The sequence below is a fragment of the Comamonas sp. BIGb0124 genome, assembly GCF_003752175.1.
Classification (GTDB): domain Bacteria; phylum Pseudomonadota; class Gammaproteobacteria; order Burkholderiales; family Burkholderiaceae_C; genus Comamonas_F.
Genome location: NZ_RJVF01000009.1, coordinates 853,594 through 873,292 on the forward strand (window position 1 = coordinate 853,594; position 19,699 = coordinate 873,292).

The following is a 19,699-nucleotide window of genomic DNA, read 5'->3' on the forward strand; positions in this document are numbered from 1 at the left end:
CTCCGGAACACACGGCACCATGCACACCCTTTCAGCTCCCGCTCGTCCTTCCGCCGCGGTTTCCCCGGCACGCCTCTCCCGTCGTTCGGCCCTGCTCGCGGCCGCCGGTCTGGCCGCCTGGCCGGCCGTGCGCGCCGCCGGCCCCGGCCCCGCCGAAAAGATCACCCTGGCAGGCTGGAGCAAACCGATCAGCGAAATCACCAACGTGCTGGTCGAGCCCGAAAAAGGCTTCTTCAAGGCCCAGGGCCTGGCGCTGACCTACATGCCGGGCGCAGGCGGCGGGGATGCCATCCGCAACATCCTCAGCGGCCAGGCCGACGTCGCCTTCACCGACCCGGGTTCGTTCTTCATGGCGCTCGACAAAGGCGAAAAGCTGCGAGCCATCTACGACATCTATCCGCAGAACGTCTTCAACGTGGTGTCGCTCAAGTCGGCCAACATCACCCGGCCTGCCGATCTCAAGGGCAAGCGGATCGGCGTCTACAGCCTCTCCAGCGGCACCCGCCAGAATCTGCTCGTGATGCTGCACCAGGCCGGGCTGAAAGAGTCCGACGTGACCATCGTCGTGACCGGCCTGCTCAACTTCGCGCCGCTGCTGCAGGGCCAGGTCGATGCCACGGCCGCGACCGATACCGGCCTGGTGGTGGGCAAACGCCGCGGCATCGGCGAGGTCGACGTGATGGAAACACGCGACGTGCTCAATGTCTCGAGCGATCTGTTCGTGGTGCGCGAGCAGGTCTACCAGGAAAAGAAAAATCTGCTGCGAGCTTTCCTCCGGGCCTATCGCGACAGCGCCGCCTGGATGATCGCCCATCCCGACGAGGCGGCCACGCTGGCCGCCCGTTACGCCATCGACGGCACCGACCGCGAGATCAACCTCGAGGTGATCCGCCTGCGCAATGCCGCGGCGTTGCCTGCCGGCCAGGGGGCACAGGGCGCTGCGGCCGTGCTCGGTACCTTCGATCTCGATGCCTTGCAGAAAGCGGCGGATGCCTATCGCACGCTGGGCCTGATCGAACGACCGATCCGCGTGGCCGACGTGGTCGACACACGGCTGCTGCCTGCAGCGTGAACGAAAGAACCGTATGAAGTTCAAGGACAAGGTCGTGCTGGTCACGGGCGCAAGCCGTGGCATCGGCGCCGGCATCGCACATGCCTTTGCCGCCGAGGGGGCGACGGTGGTCGTCAACCATGTGTCCAACGCGGCTGCAGCGGCCGAAGTCGTCGAACAGTGCCAGGCCGCAGGCGGCGATGCCTGGGCCGTCAAGGCCGATGTCGGATCGGCGCTTGCGGTGCAGGCGATGGTCGACGAGATCGTGCGGGAGACCGGCCGCATCGATGTGGTGGTCAACAATGCTTTCCGCCCCTATGCGTTCGATCCGGAGCGGCGCACGCTGTTCGACGACATCGCGTGGCCCGACTATCAGGCGCAGTTCGATGGCGCCGTGGGCGGGGCTTTTCATGTGTGCAGGGCGGTGTTGCCGCAGTTCAGGCAGCGTGCGCAGGGCTGCATCGTCAACATCGTGAGCGATCTGGTCGAACGGCCGGTGGTGCCTTACCACGCGTACACCACGGCCAAGGCCGCGCTGGTGGCCTTCAGCCGCAATCTGGCCACCGAGTTGGGGCCGTTGGGCATCCGCGTGAACTGTGTCGCTCCGGGCCTGGTCTACCCGACCGCGAGCAGCCAGGGCACACGCGAGTCGTTCAGGGAGTCGCTGATCGCAGCCACGCCCTTGCGTCGCCTGGCCCGGCCCGAGGATGTCGCCGGGCCGGTGCTGTTTCTGGCATCGGACTGGAGCGGCTTCGTGACCGGGCAGGTGCTGTTCGTGGACGGCGGCCTGGTGATGCGCTGAGGCGGGCGCCGAGACGACCGCTGGAAGGAGCGATGACGGCGCGCGGCCGGGGCGATGCAGATCGGCTCTGCATGCGAACCGGGCGAATCGCCCAGCGAGTGCTTAGCGGCGCCGGCGCGGAGGCGCGGAGAACCCGGTTCGGGTTTCGATGTGGCGGAACGTGAGTCGGCCTTTGTCGAGATCGTACGGCGACATCTCGAGGGACACACGGTCGCCTGCGAGAACGCGAATTCGATGCTTGCGCATCTTGCCACCGGCATAAGCGATGAGCTGATGGCCGTTTTCGAGGGTCACGCGAAAGCGGGAGTCGGGAAGGACTTCATCCACTTTGCCTTGCATTTCAATCAATTCTTCTTTGGCCACGTATCTCCTTAGCGTGAAGTTGGAAAACAGTCATCAGCCGAGCTGATTCAGCAGCACCATGCTGCGTCCTTCGTCCATCGCGTAGCGAACGGCGCTCGCATCGCTGGTGAAGTCGGGAATGAAACGGAAAACACGGTCGTGCATGCCGCGGCGTATCGAGACGGCGGCCTGGAAAAAGCCGTTATCGGACAGCTTGATGAGCGGGGTGACAACGTAGTTGCCGACGCGCTCGATGTTGTAGTTTTGTAGCGTCATGGCGTCGAGAAGACATCGCCACACCGGGCACATGTCTTCCGAAAAAAAAGGGGGGAGGGCGATCCAGTCGGTGGATCGGGGCGGTCCGTGATGCAACAAAACGGAACCGGTCGTGAGCTCGTCGCAACTGAGAGTGACAGGAGGCGTGCAAACGACGACTGGGACACGGCTGCAGGAATCGCGGCCATGCGTCAAACGGGTGCCTTTAGAACGAGCAGAACGTAGGCAGACCTGTCAAGTGTAGCCGATCGGCCTGACTTGCGCCGATTGTCTTGACCGATTCCATGCAAACGCGGTGGATTGCCGGAATGGAGGCGCTCGTTGTCGCCTCTGTCGGAGCGGGCGGGCGATCGCTCCGGTCAGCTCTGGCTGGCCGCGACGGCATCCGCATGCAGGGCTTCGTTCAACTGGTCGACGATCAAGGCCCAGGGGGCATCGGCCTTGATCTGCTCGGCGATGAACTGGCGCTGGGCGTCGCTCCAGAACGATGCGTCGGCGATGAGGGTGTCGGCCGGGAGTTGGTGCGACTGGATGAACTCGGCAATGGTCTCGGGTTCGGCATCCAGGCCCAGTTGCAGAAACAAATTGGTCATCGTGGGATCGGCGCTGTTCATGTCTTCCTCTTGTACGGATAGGGGGATGGATAGGGCAATGGATAGAGCGAACGACCATTGGAACGCGAGGCCGGGAGGGTGACAAGTCAGCGGTGGCCGCATATCGGTCGTATACCGGGCTGCGGAGGGGGCGGACCGGCCGAACCCGTCATGAAAATCGCGTATTCAGAAGGCATTGCACGCTTTCGTGGCCGAAAACGATCGTAAAACAACGCGTGTGGAGGGGCGCTGTTTGCGGTTTAGCCTCACGGGGGAGCGGCCTACAATGTTCCAACAGACCTTCATCGAAAAAGAAAGGCGTTGACATGGGAGTCGAGTCGGTTGCGCGTCTGCTGGATACGTTCGGTCACGCTTTCTGCGTTTTCGACGCACAGGATCGCGCTGTGCTGTGGAACGACACATTTCTGGTTTTTTTCCCCGAGCACGACGGGCTGATTCATCCGGGCGAGCACTACAGCGAGAACCTGCGGCGCTTTTACACCGGACGTCTGCCGCAGGAAGAGCAGGTCCATCTCGAACGTTACGTGGCCGACGGTGTCCAGCGCAATCGTCTGCCGACCCAGCCCTTCGTGTTCGAGCACCACGGCCGGTGGCTGAAGGTCATGGCCGTGCCCGATGCGGCAGGCGGTCGCATCCGCATGTGGCAGGAGATTCCCCGCGAGCAGGCGTCTGCCCAGGCCGGCGTGCCTCTCATGCGCTTGGCGGCCATGGAGTACGGCGCGCTGCTGAGTCAGGCCGAAGAGGGCGCGGCCCTGCTCGACAGCCAGATGCGGATCCTGGATGTCAACGATGCTTTCATGGCGCTCTACCGCATCCGGGACAAGGCCGGCCTGCTCGGGCGTTCCTATTGCACCGTCATCGAGGACTGGTGGCAGGCGGCTGCGGTGACGGCCGATGCTGCCGGCCTGGCCGTGCCGAGCCCGCTCGATTCGGAGCTGGGGGTTCCCGTGGACATCCCGCTGCCGGATGGCCGCTGGGTCCAGGTTTCGACGCACTGGTCGGTCGACCATGAGGTGCTGTACTCGCTGCACTGGGACATCAGCGACAGCAAGCAGGCCGAGCTGGCCCTGCGGCAGGCCGAGCAGCGGGTGCGCAGCAGCGAGTCGCGCCTGATCGAGGTCACCGACAGCCTGCTGTCCGAAAAGCGTCGTGCCGACCAGTCCGAACAACGGCTGCAGATCGCCTTCGGGAACGCGGGCATCGCCATCGTCGTGGCGTCGCCGCACGGGGTGGTCCTCGACGCCAACGACGCCGCTTTGCAGTTGCTCGGGCATGCCGTGTCCGATCTGCGGGGCATGCTGCTGAGCCAGCTTTTCGAACCCGAAGTCAGTGCGCGCCTGCGCCTGGTGGGGGGCGCGGGCAGCGGTACCGTGGCGCATCTCGAGACCGTCTTCAGACATGCCGACGGCACCGTGCGTCACGGCCAACTGATCGCTGCAGGCGCGTCGGCCGTCAAACATCCGGTCGCCCGCACCGTGCTCTATCTCATCGACATCACCGACAAGAAGAACAGCGACCTGGCCCGCGAACGCGCGATGGAGGCCTTGCGCAACGAGGCGCTTCACGACGTGCTCACGGGCCTGGGCAACCGGCGATACCTGGATGCGGCCCTGCGCGACCTGACCTCGGGCAGCCATGCCTTGCTCTACATCGATCTCGACGGCTTCAAGGCGGTCAACGATCGTGTCGGCCATGCCTATGGCGATACCGTTCTGCGGCAGATCGCCGACCTGTTCAGGCAGGCCACCCGCTCGAGCGATGCCGTGGCACGCGTCGGCGGCGACGAGTTCGTGGTGGTGGCCCGGGATTGCAGCCGGTCGCAGGCCCTGGTCGTCGCGGGCAAGCTCATCGCGAGCCTGCAGGGCCACCGCTTCGAGCTGGCCGGCTCGGCCTACTCGCTGGGGGCGAGCATCGGCATCCGCCTGTGCGACAACGGCTGCGGCAACGAGCCGGCATCGCAACTGCTGGCCGATGCCGACCAGGCCTGCTACCGGGCCAAGCGGTCGGGCAAGAACCGGGCCGTGGTCTGGGAGGCCGAAATCGCTTAACGCAGCTCGAAGGTGCCGACCTTCACATCCTGCGAGTCCAGCCCGATCTGTACATTGAACTGGCCGTCCTCGGCCACGTGTTCGAGCTTCGCGTTGTAGAAGGCCAGCTTCTGCTCGTCGATCTCGAAGCGCACCACCTGCTGCTCGCCGGGCTGCAGCATGATCTTGCGGAAGTCCTTCAGTTCCTTGACCGGACGTGCCACCGAGGCCGCCGGGTCTTCGATGTAGAGCTGCACCACCGTCTCGCCTGCGCGATCGCCGGCGTTGCGCACGGCGATGCTGGCCGTCACCCGGCCGCCGCGCGCCATCGTGGGCGCCGACAGGCTGACGTCCGAGAGCTCGAAACGGGTGTAGCTCAGACCGTAGCCGAAGGGGTAGAGCGGTCCGTTGGGTTCCTCGAAGTACTGCGAGGTGTAGTTGCCCGGCTTGCCCGGCGTGAAAGGGCGGCCGATGCGCAGGTGGTTGTAGTAGGTGGGAATCTGGCCGACCGAGCGCGCGAACGACACGGGCAGCTTGCCTGCCGGGTTGTAGTCGCCGAACAGCACGTCGCTGATGGCGTGTCCGCCTTCGGTGCCGGTGTACCAGGTCTCGAGCACCGCATCCGCGTTCTTCTTGGCCCAGTCCAGCGCCAGCGGCCGGCCGTTCATCAGCACCAGCACCAGCGGCTTGCCGGTGGCCTTCAGCGCCGCCAGCAGATCGCGTTGGCTGGCCGGCAGTTCCAGGCTGGTGCGGCTCGAGGATTCATGCGACATGCCACGGGCCTCGCCCACGGCGGCCACGACCACGTCGGCCTGCTGCGCGGCGCGCACCGCTTCGGCGATCTGATCGGCGGCCGGCCGCTTGTCGTTGACGACCTCGGGCGTATCCCAGTTCAAGAAGTTCAGGTACTCGACGATGGCCGGGTCGTCGGTCACGTTGGAGCCCCGGGCGTACACCACACGCGCGCGGCCGCGCACGGCGGCTTCCAGGCCCTGGCGCAAGGTCACCGACTGCTTGGCCACGCCGGCAGCCGACCAACTGCCCATGATGTCGATGGGCGAATCGGCCAGCGGCCCGACCAGGGCGATCGTGCCGGCCTTGCGCAGCGGCAGCGTGCCGTTCCGGTTTTCCAGCAGCACCAGGGATTTGCGTGCCACGTCGCGCGTGGCTGCGCGATGCAGCCGCTGTTCGGCGTTGACGTCGACCGGATCGCCATCGGCCGTGCCGATGCGGCGGAACGGGTCGCTGAACAGGCCGAGGTCGTATTTCACGCCCAGCACTTCGCGCACCGCGTTGTCGATCTCCTGCATGCTCACTTCGCCGGATTGCACCAGGCGCGGGAGTTCCTGCAGATAGACCTGATCGGCCATGCTGAGGTCGATGCCGGCCTTGATGGCCAGCTTGGCGGCTTCGCGGCTGTCGCGGGCCACGCCGTGCTTGACCAGCTCGGTGATGGCGCCGTGGTCGCTCACGGTCACGCCCTTGAAGCCCCATTGCTTGCGCAGCAGATCCTGCATCAGCCAGGTGTTGGAAGTCGCCGGTACGCCGTTGATGGAGTTCAGCGCCACCATCACGCCGGCCGCGCCCGCATCCACCGCTGCGCGGTAGGGCGGCAGGTAGTCCTGGTACATGCGCATGGGGCTCATGTCCACGGTGTTGTAGTCGCGTCCGCCCTCGACGGCGCCGTACAGCGCGAAGTGCTTGACGCTGGCGCCGATGCTGTCGGGCGCAGCCAGCGACATCCCCTGGAAACCGCGTACGCTGGCGCGCGCCGCTTCGGAGACCAGGTGCGGGTCTTCGCCGAAGCCCTCCGAGGTCCGGCCCCAGCGGGGATCGCGGCTGATATCGACCATGGGCGCGAAGGTCATGTCGATGCCGTCGGCAGCCGCCTCGACGGCGGCCGTGCGTGCGGCCAGTTCCACGGCCTGCATGTCCCAGGTCGAGGCCAGCCCCAGGCTGATCGGAAACACCGTGCGATGGCCGTGCACGATGTCGTAGGCAAACAGCACCGGGATCTTGAGGCGGCTGCGTTCCACGGCGGCGGCCTGCAGGGGGCGGTTGTCCTTTCGGGTGACCGTGTTGAAGCTCGCCCCGATGCGCCCGGCGGCGATTTCGTCGGCCAGCTTGGCCGCCGGCATGTCCGAACCGATGCTGATGAGGCGCAACTGACCGATCTTCTCGTCGAGCGTCATGCGGCCGATCAGGTCGGCGACGAAGGCCGACTTGGTCTCCAGCCGGGTCTGGGACGAATCGGGGGATGCGGTCTGCGCCCAGGCGGGCGACAGGCCGGCCAGCGGGAAGGCCAGGGCCGTGGCCAGCGCCACCCGGCGCCAGCGTAGACCGGGCGCCCGCCGGGTGCCCTGCGTCGGGGCCTGCGCGTTCCGGCCCAGGCTGGGCTTGCCGCTGATGATTTGCATAGAGGTTTTCACTTCCTGGTCGGTCCTGGCGCAGGTGCGCGGGTTGGCCCTCGAAATGGGCAGCCGCCTATTTTCGCGGTAAATCCGGATGGCGGATGCTAAGCTTGACAGTGCCAATAGCGGTGGATTCCCGGCCCGAGCCTTGCATGATCCGGGTTGGAGCCGCGGTGTCGGCTTATCGCAACCCTCGATCGAACCATCTGGAGTTCCCGTGAACTTTTCTTCCGTCCGCGCCCATTTGCGGACCAAGACCCGTATTGCCATGCTGATGTTCACCGCCGCCGTGGCCGGTCACGCGGGCGCTTTTTCTCTGGACGACGTGCAGGCGCAGGCCCGTGACCTGGCCGCCCAGCCCTATGCGGCTCCGGTGAGCAACCTGCCCGACGTCTTCAGCCGCATGCAGTTTGCCGATTACCAGAAAATCCAGCCCCGGCGCGACCAGTTCGAGTGGAACAATCTCGAGACGCCGTTCAAGCTGGCCTTCTATCACCAGGGCATGCAGTTCAACACCCCCGTCAAGATCAACGAACTGGTCGAGGGCGACGCGGTGCAGGAAATCCGCTACGACCCGGTGCGCTTCGACTTCGGCGACCTGCATTTCGACCGGGCGGCGACCAGCAGCCTGGGCTGGGCCGGTTTCCGGGTGCTCTACCCGATCAATCAGGCCGGCAAGAACGACGAGATCATGAGTGTTCTGGGGGCGAGCTATTTCCGGGTGATCGGCAAGGACCAGATCTACGGACTGTCCTCGCGCGGCCTGGCGATGGACACCGGACTGCCCATCGCCGAAGAATTCCCGCGCTTCCGTGAATACTGGATACGCCGTCCGCAGCCGCAGGACCGTTCCTTGACCATCTACGCACTGCTCGATTCGCCACGGGCCACCGGCGCCTACGAGCTGACGCTGACGCCGGGCGCCGACACGCTGCTCGACGTCAAGGCACGGGTCTTCCTGCGCGGCCAGCCGGCCAAGCTGGGCATCGCGCCCCTGACCAGCATGTTCCTGTTCGGCCCCAGCCAGCCGTCGGCCGTGCCCAACTACCGCCCGGCCATCCATGACTCCAACGGCCTGGCCATCCATGCCGGCAACGGCGAGTGGATCTGGCGTCCGCTGAACAACCCTTCCATGGTGGCCCTCAGCAGTTACCAGACCACCAATCCCAAGGGCTTCGGCCTGCTGCAGCGCGGCCACGAGTTCTCCCGTTTCGAGGACTTGAAGGACCGCTACGATCTGCGGCCCAGCGCCTGGATCGAGCCGCAGAACGACTGGGGTTCCGGCCGCGTCGAACTGGTCGAGATTCCCACGGCCGACGAGACCAACGACAACATCGTCGCCTACTGGGTGCCCGACCAGCTTCCTGCGCCCGGCCAGGCCATGCCCTTCGATTACCGCATGCACTGGACGATGGCCGAGCCGGACTTGCTCGACGGCCAGACCGCATGGGTACGCCAGACTTTCCGTACGCTGGGTGAGCGCTACCAGGCCAATCTGATCCGTCAGAACGACGGCTCGCTGGCCATGCTGGTCGATTTCGAGGGCCCTGGCCTGGCCCAGGTGGCCGATTCGGCGCTCAGCGCCCAGGTCAGCGCCAACGGCAATGTCGAGATCATCGGCACCGAACTCCAGCGCAACCCGGCCATCAAGGGCTGGCGCCTGACGCTGCGGGTGCGCGTGAAGGATGCGACCCAGGTCGGCGAGTTGCGTGCCGCCCTGGCGGCCAATGGCCAGGTCCTGTCCGAGACCTGGAGCTATCAGTTGCCGCCCAAGCCCGTGCCGGTGGCCACGCAGACACGCGACCAGTACGTCAACCGCTTCAAGAAAGTGGGCGAGTAAGCCGCGCATGCCCTGCGCCAGCGCCGCCGCCAGCCAGGAACCGATGCCATGAAATGGGAAAACAACCGCCGCTCCGATAACGTCGAAGACCGCCGAGGCGCTTCCGGGGGCGGAGGACTGGGCGGGCGCAGCATCGGGCTGGGCACGGTGGTCGTCGCCCTGGTCGCCGGCTGGGTCTTCGGCATCAACCCGCTGACGATCCTCGGCTTGCTCAGCGGCGCGGACATCGGGCCGGCCGCGACCCAGCAGGCGCCTGCCGGCGCACCGCCGGCCAATGACCGCCAGGCCCAGTTCGTCTCGACGGTGCTGGCCGATACCGAAGATGTCTGGACCCGCCTCTTCAAGGAACAGGGTTCGACCTACGCCGTGCCGCGGCTGGTGCTGTTCCGCGGTGCCACCCCGACCGCCTGCGGGCAGGGCCAGTCGGCCATGGGCCCGTTCTATTGCCCTCTCGATCAGAGGGTCTATATCGATCTCGCGTTCTACGACACCCTGCGTCAGCAGCTCGGTGCACCGGGCGACTTCGCGCAGGCCTATGTGATTGCCCACGAGGTGGGGCACCACGTGCAGAACCTGCTGGGTGTGCTGCCCCGGGTCGAGCAGCTCAAGCGCGGCGCCGCGCCGGCCGACGCCAACCGCCTGTCGGTGCGGGTCGAACTGCAGGCCGACTGCCTGGCGGGCGTCTGGGCCCAGAAGGCACGCTCCAATTTCCAGCTCGAGCCCGCCGACATCGAAGAGGCGCTCAATGCCGCTTCACGCATCGGCGACGACACCTTGCAGAAACAGGGCCAGGGCCACGTGGTGCCCGAGAGCTTCACGCACGGCACCAGCGCGCAGCGCGTGCGGTGGTTCAGCACGGGCTATGAACGCGGCACGCTGGCCGCTTGCGACACCTTCGATTCGCCGATCTGAGACGCTTTTGGGGGCGCCGAAAGGCCCGTGTGCACGGCAGTCTTGGAGGCTGGCGCGACACAATGCGACAATATCGGTCTTACATGAGCAATACATTCTCCTCCCTGGGCCTGGCCGAGCCCATTTCACGCGCCGTATCCGAGATGGGGTACGCGTCGATGACGCCTATCCAGGCGCAGGCCATTCCCGTCGTGCTGACCGGCAAGGACGTCATGGGCGCCGCCCAGACGGGCACGGGCAAGACCGCTGCCTTCTCGCTGCCGCTGCTGCAGAAGCTGATGCGCCACGAGAACGCCTCGACATCGCCGGCCCGGCATCCGGTGCGTGCCCTGGTGCTGCTGCCCACGCGTGAGCTGGCCGATCAGGTCGCGCAGCAGATCAAGCTGTATGCCCAGTACACCCAGTTGCGCAGCGCGGTGGTGTTCGGCGGCATGGACATGAAACCCCAGACTGCCGAGCTCAAGCGTGGCGTCGAGGTGCTGGTGGCGACGCCGGGCCGCTTGCTCGACCACATCGAAGCCAAGAACGCGGTGCTCAATCAGGTCGAGTACGTGGTTCTCGACGAGGCCGACCGCATGCTCGACATCGGTTTCCTGCCCGATCTGCAACGCATCCTGAGTCATCTGCCCAAGCAGCGCACCACGCTGCTGTTCTCGGCCACGTTCTCGCCCGAGATCAAACGATTGGCCGGCAGCTACCTGCAGGACCCGGTCGTCATCGAGGTGGCCCGTCCCAATGAGACGGCTTCCACGGTGTCGCAGCATTTCTACCGGGTCGGCGACGACGACAAGCGCCGTGCGCTGGTCCAGTTGCTGCGCGACCGCCAGGTCAAGCAGGCCTTCGTCTTCGTCAACAGCAAGCTCGGATGTGCACGGCTGGCCCGGGCGCTCGAGCACGACGGCCTCAAGGCGACCGCGCTGCACGGCGACAAGAGCCAGGACGAACGCCTGAAGGCCCTCGAGGCCTTCAAGAGCGGTGCCGTCGATCTGCTCGTGGCCACCGACGTGGCCGCGCGCGGCCTCGACATCAAGGATGTGCCGGCCGTCTTCAATTTCGATCTGCCGTTCAATTCCGAGGATTACGTGCACCGCATCGGCCGCACCGGCCGTGCCGGAGCTTCGGGCCTGGCCATCAGCTTCGTGGGCGACCGCGACCAGCGCAATGTGGCCGATCTCGAGAAGATGCTGAAGTCCAAGATCGAGATCGAGGCGGTCGAGTTCGAGGAACACCGTCCCCGCCGCGGCCATTACAACGACGGCCAGCGCCATCGCCGCGAGGACGAAGCGCTGCAGGCCCAGCCTGCCCGCCAGCGCGAGCGCGCGGTCAACCAGCCTTATCCGGCGCAGCCGTCACGCTCGCGCGATCCGTTCTTCGATCGTCCCTACGAAGCCAGCGCCGCCACGGCCGAGCAGGCCCCGGCCTGGGATCCGGCCGCCAAGTCGGGCAACGGTTCGTCGCGCCCGGCGCCCGGCAAGAACCGCAAGAAGGTGGCCGCGCTGTTCCGCCCCGCGACATCCGCCAACTGAGCATCGAAGGCCGGGTGCTGCCGCCGGCCTCGGGCCGGCGTCAGGGCATCAAGCGATGCCGGTCATGATTTGCCCGGCTTCTGGGCCTGTTCGCAGCGGGTCTGAATGAGCCGCACAAAAGCGCCGTCGGCATCGATTTCGGCCGCGCTCAGGCATCCGCCCCACACGCAGCCTGTGTCCAGAGACAGGATATCGCGCCGCTGACCCTGCCATCCCAGGGTGGACCAGTGGCCGAAAGCCACGGTGTGGCCGGCGGTCGCCCGGTCCGGCACGTCGAACCACGGCATGCAGCCCTCCGGTGCGGTATCCAGTCCTTCCTTCGCCAGAAAGTCCATGGTGCCGTCTGCGGTGCAGAAACGCAGCCGCGTGAGCGCGTTGACGATCACCCGCAGGCGGTCTGCGCCTTGCAGATCGTCCGACCAGCGGGCCGGCTCGTTGCCGTACATGTGACGCAGAAAATCGACCAGTCCGTCGCTGCGCAGGACGGACTCGACTTCGGCTGCGAGGGCGAGGGTCTTCTCCACCGTCCAGGCGGGCAGCACGCCGGCATGCACCATCAGCAGGCCGTGTGCCCCGATCGCCAGCGGCCGGTGCCGCAGCCAGTCCAGCAGTGCCGGCCGATCGGGGGCGTCGAGCAGATGGGTGAGGGTGTCGTGGCGGCGGGCCGGGCGGATGCCATGGGCCATGGCCAGCAGGTGAAGGTCGTGGTTGCCGAGCAGGCAATGGGCCGCATCGCCATAGGCCATGAGACGGCGCAGCACCGCGGCCGATTCGGGGCCCCGGTTGACCAGATCGCCGAGCACATACAGCGTGTCGCGGCTGGGGGTGAAGTCGAGCTCGGCCAGCAGCCGGGCCAGGGGGGCGTCGCAACCCTGGATGTCGCCGATACAGTAAAGTGCCATCTCCTCATTGTCGCCTGCCTTGTTGCCTCATGGATGTCCTGCTGCTTGTTTTCCTGACCACGCTCAACGGCTTGTTCGCCATGTCGGAGATGGCCCTGGCCACCAGCCGCAAGGCCCGCCTGGCCACGCTGGCCGAGCTGGGCGACAAAGGGGCTGCCGCCGCCATTCGCCTGGTCGACCAGCCGACGCAGTTCCTCTCCACCATCCAGATCGGCATTACCTCCATCGGCATGCTCAGCGGCATCGTGGGCGAATCCGCCTTTGCCGGCCCCCTGGCCGTCGTGATGCAGGGGTGGGGCATGACCGAAGGCGTGGCCAGCGTGGCCTCCACGGCCGTGGTGGTCTGCTGCATCACGTTTTTCACCATCATCTTCGGTGAACTGGTGCCCAAGCGCATCGGCCAGATGTTTCCCGAGCCGGTGGCGCGCGGCATCTCTCCGCTGATGGCCGGTCTGGCACGGTTGGCTGCGCCGGCCGTCGCCCTGCTTTCCGGTGCCACGGCGGGCACGCTCAAGCTGCTGCGCATCGACGGCGGCAACAGCCGGGCGGTGACCGAGGAAGAGATCGCCGCGAGCCTGGAGGAGGGCCTGGACGCGGGAGTGATCGAGCGCCACGAGCATCAGATGGTGCGCAATGTGTTCCACCTCGACGACCGGCCCCTGACCTCGATCATGGTGCCGCGCAGCGACTTGGTCTGGCTGGATGCCGACGCCAGCATCGAAGACAGCCTGACCTTGGCGGTGGGGACCCGTCACTCCTGGTATCCGGTGTGCCGGGGCGGACTCGAGGACGTGGTCGGCATGATCAGCGTGGCCGGCCTGCTGGCCGCCCGCAACAGCCCCGACCCGCGCACGGGCGCTCATGTGGTGCCCGCCAGCTTTGTCCCCGAGACGCTCTCGGGCCTGGAGCTGCTCGAGAGCTTTCGCCTCAAGTCGACCCGGGTCATCCTGGTGGTCGACGAGTACGGCGAGGTCCAGGGCCTCATCACGCCGCACGACATGCTGGAGGCCATCACCGGCGAACTGCAGACCGCCGTGCCCAGCGAAGCCTGGGCGGTACAGCGGGAAGACGGCTCGTGGCTGCTCGACGGCATGATGCCGGTCTCGGAGCTCAAGTCGCGGCTGGGCCTGCGCGAGCTGCCGGGCGAGGACAAGGGCCTCTACAACACGCTGGCCGGCATGCTGCTGGCCGTCAGCGGCAGCCTGCCCGGCGTCGGCGAGCGCATCGACAGCGGGGGGTGGCGTTTCGAAGTGCTCGACCTCGACGGCCGGCGCATCGACAAGGTGCTGGCCAGCCTGCTGCCGCCCGACGACGTGCCGATCTGACCGCAGACCGGCTCGCGGTCTTTCATGGCCGCGGCCGCCGTTTCAGGCCTGGCCGCGCGGCTGTTGCGGCCGCTCCAGCCAGCCGAGCTTGAGCAGGCCGGTCGACAGGGTGGTGCCGGCCAGAATCACGAGGCCGCAGATCACCATGCGGGCCGTGATGGACTCGTCCAGCCAGATCACGCCGGCCAGGATGGCGAAGACCGGGATCAGGAAGGTCACCGTCAGCGTGCGGGCCGAGCCGATCTGGTCGATCAGCCGGAAAAAAATCACATAGGCAAAGCCGGTGCACAGCACGCCCACGGCGACCACCGAGGTCCAGGCGTGTGCACCGGGCCATGTTGCCGGCCAGCTCCAGGCAGCAGGCAAAGCCAGCAGGGCCGTGCTCGACAGCAGGCTGCCCGCGGCAACCGGCAGACTGGGCACCTGGCGCAGATAGCGCTGCGTGAAGCATGCCCCCACGCCATACATCAGGGGGGCCAGCAGGCAGACCAGCACGGCCAGGCCGGTGCCTGTGTCGCCCGAGCCACCCAGCTTGTCCCAGGCCAGAGCGACCACGCCGGCGAATCCGATGAGCAGGCCCAGCACGCGCGCGCGGCTGAGTCGCTCGCGCAGCCAGAGCCAGGCAATCAGGGCTCCGAACAGCGGCGTCGTGGCGTTGAGGATGGCGGCCAATCCGGTGGTCAGCGACTGCAGGGCAAAGGCATAGACCACGAAGGGAATGGTGGGATTGATGAGGCCGGCCAGCGCGATGGCCTTCCAGTGACGCTTCAGGGCACCGGCCTGGCCGCGCAGGAACAGCCAGGGCAAGAGGGTGAGAGCGGCGATGGCGACCCGCATGGCGGCGGTCGGCACGACGCCGAAATCATGCACCGCCCCCTGCATGAACAGGAAGGAGGTGCCCCAGACGGCGGACAGCAGCAGGTATTCGAGCGACCAGGTTTTCATGCGGACAGTTCAGGCGCGACTGACGCCGGACGCCACGATGGCCGCCCGGCTCGAGGCAGGCCAGCACGATACTCCGAATCCGTCCGTCACGAAGTCGCGGCCTCGGCCTGCATGAACACCAAAGTGTTAGATGGCAGTTGTCACGGCCCTGCCGCTATATTCGCTGGAGCGGCATGGAACGACGGTCAGGCGCTGGCCTGCCCGCCCTACAATGCCCGGAACATCGGTGCATGCCACCGGCCAGCCTGTGGTGGCCCGCTGCACACTATTCGCCGGCCCCCTGGCCGGTTTTCACCAACGAAGGATTTTTCCGTGCAAGTCAGTCCCTCCATCTTCAAAGCCTATGACGTGCGGGGCGTGGTCCCCTCCACCCTCGACGAGCAGGTCGCCGAGGCGCTCGGCAAGGCCTTCGGCACGGTCGCCCTGGCCGAGGGAGAAAAGAAGGTGGTCGTGGGGCGCGACGGCCGCCTCAGCGGCCCCTCGCTCAGCGCGGGTCTCATCCGCGGTCTCGTGGCCGCCGGCATCCAGGTCGTCGACATCGGCCGTGTGACCACGCCGCAGGTGTACTTCGGCGCCAGCACGCTGGCCTCCAGCGGCATCCAGGTCACCGGCAGCCACAACCCCAAGGACTACAACGGCTTCAAGATGGTCCTGGCCGGCCGCGCCATCTATGGCGACGACATCCAGAACCTGCGCCGCATCATCGAGGCCGAATCCTGGAAACTGGTCGACGGCGGCTCGGTCGAGCACGTCGATGTCCAGGATACCTATCGCCAGCGTATCGTCGACGGCATCAAGCTCGCCCGTCCGGTCAAGATCGTGGTCGACTCGGGCAACGGCATCGCCGGTGCTTCCGCTCCGGCCATCTTCCGTGCCCTGGGCTGCGAGGTCATCGAACTCTTCAGCGAAGTCGACGGCGACTTCCCCAACCATCATCCCGATCCCAGCAAGCCCGACAACCTCAAGGACGTCATCCAGGCGCTGAAGGACACCGATGCCGAGCTGGGCCTGGCCTTCGACGGCGACGGCGACCGCCTGGGCATCGTCACCAAGGACGGTCAGACCATCTACCCCGACCGCCAGCTCATCCTGTTCGCCCAGGACGTGCTCAGCCGCGAACCCGGCTCGACCATCCTCTTCGACGTCAAGTGCTCCCAGCGCCTGGCTCCCGCCATCGAGGCGGCGGGCGGCAAGCCTTTGATGTTCAAGACCGGCCACAGCCTGGTCAAGGCCAAGATGAAGGAAGTGCATGCCCCTCTGGGCGGCGAGATGAGCGGCCACATCTTCTTCAAGGAACGCTGGTACGGTTTCGATGACGGCACCTACGCCGGCGCCCGCCTGCTGGAAATCGTCAGCCGCCACGACGATCCCTCGGCCGTGCTCAACGCGCTGCCCACCAGCTTCAGCACGCCCGAACTGAATGTCGCCACCGCCGAAGGCGAAGCACCCCAGGTCGTGGCCGAGCTGCAGAAGCTGGCCTCGGGCTACGCACCGTTTGCCGCGCCGGCCAAGATCAACGACATCGACGGCTTGCGTGTGGACTGGCCCGATGGCTTCGGTCTGGTGCGCTCGTCCAACACCACCCCCGTGCTGGTGCTGCGTTTCGAAGGCCACACCGAAGAGGCGCTGCACCGCATCGAGAACGACATGCTGACCCTGCTGCGCCAGGTCAAGGCCGATGCCAAGATCGGCGAGGCAGCGCATTGATCACTGAAGAGGAGCGGCGCGCCCCTGTGGTCGCGCCCCGCCTGAGCCACGATCCCGAAGTGATCGTCTTCAATCTCAAGCGCCGGTTCTCCGGCGTGTCGGCGACGGTCAATGCACTGGTGCCGCTGCAGATGCAGCAGTGGCAACTGGGCTATTGCGGCAATACCCTGCCCAATGGCGTGGAGGGCATGAGCCTGGCCCAGGCCGTGCGCGTATCGCGCAGACCGCCGGCCGGCCGGGAGTTCAGGATCTGGCATGTGCGCCGCGATCCGGAGATGATGGCCGGTCTGTTTGCGCGCGATGTGTTGCGCTTGCCGATCCGCCTGGTCTTCACCTCTGCGGCCCAGCATCGCCATGGCGCGTTCGTGCGCGGCCTCATCTCGCGCATGGATGCCGTGATCAGCACGACCAGCCGTGCGGCGGCTTTTGTGCCCAACACCACGGCGGTGGTGCCGCACGGCATCGCGCTGCACCGGTTTTCTCCGCCGGCCGACAAGTTCCAGGCCTGGGCCGAGAGCGGCCTGCCCGGACGCTACGGCATCGGTGTGTTTGGCCGCGTGCGGCACGACAAGGGGACGGACGTCTTCGTCGATGCCATGATCGAAGCGCTTCCGGCTCTGCCGGGCGCAACGGCCGTGATCGCCGGACTCTGCCAGCCCCGGCACCAGGCTTACCAGGACGAGTTGAAGGCGCGCATCGCCGCGGCCGGTCTGACCGACCGCGTGATCTTCCTGGGCGAAGTGCCCATGGGCGACATTCACCTGTGGTATCAACGCTGCCTGGTCTGCGTGGCCTGCCCCCGCTACGAACCCTTTGGCCTCACGCCCTTCGAGGCCGGTGCCAGCGGCTGTGCGTTGGTGTGTTCGCGCACCGGTGCCTTCGAAGCCCTGATCGAACCCGGCGTGCAGGGACAACTGGTGCCGACGGGCGACGCTGCGGCGACGGCGCAGGCCGTGTGTGAGGTGTTGCAGACGCCTGAACACGCCGTGGCCATGGGCCAGCGGGCCCGCGAGCGGGTCGCGGGTTCGTTTGCCCTGCAGGACGAGGCCAGCGGCATTGGCCGGGTCTACGAACGACTCTGGCATGGCGCCCGGTGATCGTCCCCTGCCGAGTCAAAGCCTGTCACGCCGCTTCTACAGCGTCCTGACCTGGCTGGTGCAGCCCTTGCTGCGCCGCAAGCTGCGCCGTCGCGGTCAGGCCGAGCCCGGTTATCTGATGCGCATAGACGAGCGGTTCGGCCGCTACGACGCCGAGATGCGGGCAGCGCTCGCCAGGCGTGCCGGTGCGCCGCGTCTCTGGATCCATGCCGTGTCGCTGGGCGAGACCCGGGCCGCCGCCATTCTGGTGCCGGCCTTGCGCGAGCGCTGGCCGGGCGTGCAGTTGCTGCTCACCCACAGCACGGCGACCGGCCGCGCCGAAGGGCAGCGGCTGATGCGCGAGGGCGACCTGCAGCTCTGGCTGCCATGGGACACGCCAGCTTGCGTCGGCCGTTTTGTGCAGGCCGCCCGACCCGACCTGGGCCTCGTCATGGAAACCGAGGTCTGGCCGAATCTCATGGCGGCTTGCCGCACCGCCGGTGTGCCCGCTGTGCTGGTCAATGCTCGGCTCAACGACAAATCCCTGCGAGGCGCCCAGCGTTGGCCGGCCTTGATGGCGCCTGCCTATGCCGGCTTCACCCGCATCCTGGCCCAGAGCGACGAAGACGCCGCACGGCTGCGCCTGGCGGGCGGCGTCGATGTGGTCGTCACGGGCAACCTCAAATACGACGCCCGTCCGTCGATGCCGCAGCTCGAGAAGGCCGCGCGCTGGCGTGCCGGGCTGGACAAGCCGGTCGTGATGCTGGCCAGCTCGCGCGAAGGCGAGGAACAGGCCCTGCTGGCCCGGCTCGCGGCCCTGCGCGAAGCGGGTACCTGGGTCGATGCGGTGCAGTGGATGATCGTGCCGCGCCACCCCCAGCGCTTCGACGCCGTGCGTGTGCTGGCGGAACAGGCCGGATGGCACGTGTCGGTACGCAGTGGCTGGGACGATGCTCGAGGCCCCGCAGGCACGGCGGCCACCGCCTCGGTGCGCCGGCCGGTGCTTTGGCTGGGCGATACCCTGGGCGAGATGGCGCTCTACTACGGCCTGGCCGATCTGGCCCTGCTGGGGGGCAGCTTCGAGCCCCTGGGCGGGCAGAATCTGATCGAGGCGGCGGCTTGTGCATGTCCCGTCGTCATGGGGCCGCACACCTTCAATTTCGCCGAGGCCGCGCAGTTGGCCGAATCCGCCGGTGCCGCGCGGCGTGTGGCAGATCTGGCGCAGGCGCTGGATCGGGTCCGCGAACTGGTCCTTGAACAACCCGCCGGCCTCCAGGCCATGCGTGCGGCGAGCCAAGATTTCGCCCAGCATCGGCGCGGTGCGGTGTCTGCCACCGTCCGTGAACTGGCGAGCCTGCTGCCCCTGTGATTGCCCCCGTTCCAGGTGGGGCCGTTTCACCCGTGAACTGGCGTCGATGAACCGCTGCGGCATGTATGCTTGCCGTTTCCCCAGCGTTTTTTTCCACCATCCTCTCGTCCCCCGGGCGAACCGATCCGAAAGACTTTTTCATGAAATCGAAAGCCGTACTCGAACTTGCCGACGTCAAGACCATTGCCGCTGCAGCCGAAGCCGAAGCGCTGAAGAACAACTGGGCCGTGTCGATCGCCATCGTCGACGACGGCGGCCACCTGCTGTGGCTGCAGCGCCTGGACGGTGCCGCGCCCATCTCGGCCCAGATCGCACCGGCCAAGGCCCAGACCGCAGCCTGGGGCCGCCGCGAGTCCAAGGGTTACGAAGACGTGATCAACCAGGGCCGTACGTCCTTCCTCAGCGCCCCGGCGCTCAAGGGCATGCTCGAAGGCGGCGTGCCCATCCTCAAGGACGGCCAGGTCATCGGTGCCATCGGCGTCAGCGGCGTGAAGTCGACCGAAGACGTGCAGATCGGCAAGGCCGGCATCGCCGCCCTGGGTCTCTGATCCTCGCCGGCAGAGGCAGCCTGCAC

General features: G+C 66.8%; 17 protein-coding genes. 11 read left to right on the forward strand and 6 right to left on the reverse strand.

The window, feature by feature from the left end; all coding sequences use genetic code 11:
• Positions 1-19: 19 nt before the first annotated feature.
• Both EC845_RS10060 and EC845_RS10065 read left to right on the forward strand, forming a co-directional pair.
• A complete protein-coding gene (locus EC845_RS10060; protein WP_123298068.1) occupies positions 20-1,072 on the forward strand; it encodes an ABC transporter substrate-binding protein in 1,053 nt (350 codons plus the stop codon).
• Positions 1,073-1,085: 13 nt separating this feature from the next.
• Positions 1,086-1,853: an SDR family oxidoreductase gene (locus tag EC845_RS10065; RefSeq protein ID WP_123297733.1), complete on the forward strand. Its 768-nt coding sequence runs from the start codon at positions 1,086-1,088 to the stop codon at positions 1,851-1,853.
• A gap of 102 nt (positions 1,854-1,955) precedes the next feature.
• Here the strand turns inward: EC845_RS10065 and infA are convergent, their stop codons facing one another.
• The 3 genes from infA to EC845_RS10080 form a co-directional block, all read right to left on the reverse strand.
• Positions 1,956-2,216, reverse strand: a complete 261-nt coding sequence (gene infA, locus EC845_RS10070; RefSeq protein WP_123297734.1) for a translation initiation factor IF-1 — start codon at positions 2,214-2,216, stop codon at positions 1,956-1,958.
• A 33-nt stretch (positions 2,217-2,249) separates the two neighbouring features.
• Complete coding sequence (locus EC845_RS10075) at positions 2,250-2,471, reverse strand: hypothetical protein (protein ID WP_123297736.1); 222 nt, start codon at positions 2,469-2,471, stop codon at positions 2,250-2,252.
• A 359-nt stretch (positions 2,472-2,830) separates the two neighbouring features.
• The gene (locus EC845_RS10080; RefSeq protein WP_123297737.1) at positions 2,831-3,085 is read right to left on the reverse strand and encodes a DUF2789 family protein; all 255 of its coding nucleotides are present in this window, start codon (positions 3,083-3,085) and stop codon (positions 2,831-2,833) included.
• A 305-nt stretch (positions 3,086-3,390) separates the two neighbouring features.
• Between EC845_RS10080 and EC845_RS10085 the strand changes: the two genes are divergently transcribed.
• A complete protein-coding gene (locus tag EC845_RS10085; protein WP_123297739.1) occupies positions 3,391-5,133 on the forward strand; it encodes a diguanylate cyclase in 1,743 nt (580 codons plus the stop codon).
• Here the strand turns inward: EC845_RS10085 and bglX are convergent.
• A complete protein-coding gene (bglX, locus tag EC845_RS10090; RefSeq protein ID WP_123297742.1) occupies positions 5,130-7,529 on the reverse strand; it encodes a beta-glucosidase BglX in 2,400 nt (799 codons plus the stop codon). The two genes, EC845_RS10085 and bglX, sit on opposite strands and share 4 nt — an antisense overlap.
• Before the next feature lie 262 nt (positions 7,530-7,791).
• On the opposite strand from bglX, the gene EC845_RS10095 reads away from it, so the two are divergent.
• From EC845_RS10095 to EC845_RS10105, 3 genes are all read left to right on the forward strand, one after another.
• The gene (locus EC845_RS10095; protein WP_123298070.1) at positions 7,792-9,363 is read left to right on the forward strand and encodes a glucan biosynthesis protein G; all 1,572 of its coding nucleotides are present in this window, start codon (positions 7,792-7,794) and stop codon (positions 9,361-9,363) included.
• Positions 9,364-9,411: 48 nt separating this feature from the next.
• Positions 9,412-10,275: a neutral zinc metallopeptidase gene (locus EC845_RS10100; protein WP_123297744.1), complete on the forward strand. Its 864-nt coding sequence runs from the start codon at positions 9,412-9,414 to the stop codon at positions 10,273-10,275.
• A gap of 83 nt (positions 10,276-10,358) precedes the next feature.
• Positions 10,359-11,801 (forward strand): DEAD/DEAH box helicase, encoded by a 1,443-nt coding sequence (locus EC845_RS10105; protein WP_123297746.1) that lies wholly within the window; start codon positions 10,359-10,361, stop codon positions 11,799-11,801.
• 62 nt (positions 11,802-11,863) lie between these two features.
• Here EC845_RS10105 and EC845_RS10110 read toward each other — a convergent pair whose 3' ends face one another.
• Positions 11,864-12,703: a symmetrical bis(5'-nucleosyl)-tetraphosphatase gene (locus tag EC845_RS10110; protein WP_123297748.1), complete on the reverse strand. Its 840-nt coding sequence runs from the start codon at positions 12,701-12,703 to the stop codon at positions 11,864-11,866.
• A 29-nt stretch (positions 12,704-12,732) separates the two neighbouring features.
• Between EC845_RS10110 and EC845_RS10115 the strand changes: the two genes are divergently transcribed.
• A complete protein-coding gene (locus EC845_RS10115) occupies positions 12,733-14,028 on the forward strand; it encodes a hemolysin family protein (protein ID WP_123297750.1) in 1,296 nt (431 codons plus the stop codon).
• A gap of 42 nt (positions 14,029-14,070) precedes the next feature.
• Here EC845_RS10115 and EC845_RS10120 read toward each other — a convergent pair whose 3' ends face one another.
• Positions 14,071-14,973: a DMT family transporter gene (locus EC845_RS10120; RefSeq protein ID WP_123297752.1), complete on the reverse strand. Its 903-nt coding sequence runs from the start codon at positions 14,971-14,973 to the stop codon at positions 14,071-14,073.
• 312 nt (positions 14,974-15,285) lie between these two features.
• Between EC845_RS10120 and EC845_RS10125 the strand changes: the two genes are divergently transcribed.
• The 4 genes from EC845_RS10125 (at position 15,286) to EC845_RS10140 (ending at position 19,673) form a co-directional block, all read left to right on the forward strand.
• A complete protein-coding gene (locus EC845_RS10125) occupies positions 15,286-16,680 on the forward strand; it encodes a phosphomannomutase/phosphoglucomutase (protein WP_123297754.1) in 1,395 nt (464 codons plus the stop codon).
• Complete coding sequence (locus EC845_RS10130) at positions 16,677-17,777, forward strand: glycosyltransferase family 4 protein (protein ID WP_233598006.1); 1,101 nt, start codon at positions 16,677-16,679, stop codon at positions 17,775-17,777. Before EC845_RS10125 ends, EC845_RS10130 begins: the two co-directional genes overlap by 4 nt.
• Positions 17,764-19,125 (forward strand): 3-deoxy-D-manno-octulosonic acid transferase, encoded by a 1,362-nt coding sequence (locus EC845_RS10135; protein WP_123297756.1) that lies wholly within the window; start codon positions 17,764-17,766, stop codon positions 19,123-19,125. The genes EC845_RS10130 and EC845_RS10135 overlap by 14 nt, the downstream gene beginning before the upstream one ends.
• 140 nt (positions 19,126-19,265) lie before the next feature.
• On the forward strand, positions 19,266-19,673 hold the full coding sequence (locus tag EC845_RS10140; RefSeq protein ID WP_123297758.1) for a heme-binding protein: 408 nt from the start codon (positions 19,266-19,268) through the stop codon (positions 19,671-19,673).
• Positions 19,674-19,699 lie beyond the last annotated feature (26 nt).

Excerpts from the sequence above, each read along its gene's own strand:
- EC845_RS10115 (WP_123297750.1), top strand. The coding sequence starts at position 12,733 with ATGGATGTCCTGCTGCTTGTTTTCCTGACCACGCTCAACGGCTTGTTC.
- EC845_RS10075 (WP_123297736.1), bottom strand. The coding sequence starts at position 2,471 with ATGACGCTACAAAACTACAACATCGAGCGCGTCGGCAACTACGTTGTC.
- EC845_RS10095 (WP_123298070.1), top strand. The coding sequence starts at position 7,792 with ATGCTGATGTTCACCGCCGCCGTGGCCGGTCACGCGGGCGCTTTTTCT.
- bglX (WP_123297742.1), bottom strand. The coding sequence starts at position 7,529 with ATGCAAATCATCAGCGGCAAGCCCAGCCTGGGCCGGAACGCGCAGGCC.
- EC845_RS10085 (WP_123297739.1), top strand. The coding sequence starts at position 3,391 with ATGGGAGTCGAGTCGGTTGCGCGTCTGCTGGATACGTTCGGTCACGCT.
- EC845_RS10140 (WP_123297758.1), top strand. The coding sequence starts at position 19,266 with ATGAAATCGAAAGCCGTACTCGAACTTGCCGACGTCAAGACCATTGCC.
- EC845_RS10110 (WP_123297748.1), bottom strand. The coding sequence starts at position 12,703 with ATGGCACTTTACTGTATCGGCGACATCCAGGGTTGCGACGCCCCCCTG.
- EC845_RS10065 (WP_123297733.1), top strand. The coding sequence starts at position 1,086 with ATGAAGTTCAAGGACAAGGTCGTGCTGGTCACGGGCGCAAGCCGTGGC.
- EC845_RS10120 (WP_123297752.1), bottom strand. The coding sequence starts at position 14,973 with ATGAAAACCTGGTCGCTCGAATACCTGCTGCTGTCCGCCGTCTGGGGC.
- EC845_RS10060 (WP_123298068.1), top strand. The coding sequence starts at position 20 with ATGCACACCCTTTCAGCTCCCGCTCGTCCTTCCGCCGCGGTTTCCCCG.
- EC845_RS10105 (WP_123297746.1), top strand. The coding sequence starts at position 10,359 with ATGAGCAATACATTCTCCTCCCTGGGCCTGGCCGAGCCCATTTCACGC.
- EC845_RS10135 (WP_123297756.1), top strand. The coding sequence starts at position 17,764 with ATGGCGCCCGGTGATCGTCCCCTGCCGAGTCAAAGCCTGTCACGCCGC.
- EC845_RS10100 (WP_123297744.1), top strand. The coding sequence starts at position 9,412 with ATGAAATGGGAAAACAACCGCCGCTCCGATAACGTCGAAGACCGCCGA.
- EC845_RS10080 (WP_123297737.1), bottom strand. The coding sequence starts at position 3,085 with ATGAACAGCGCCGATCCCACGATGACCAATTTGTTTCTGCAACTGGGC.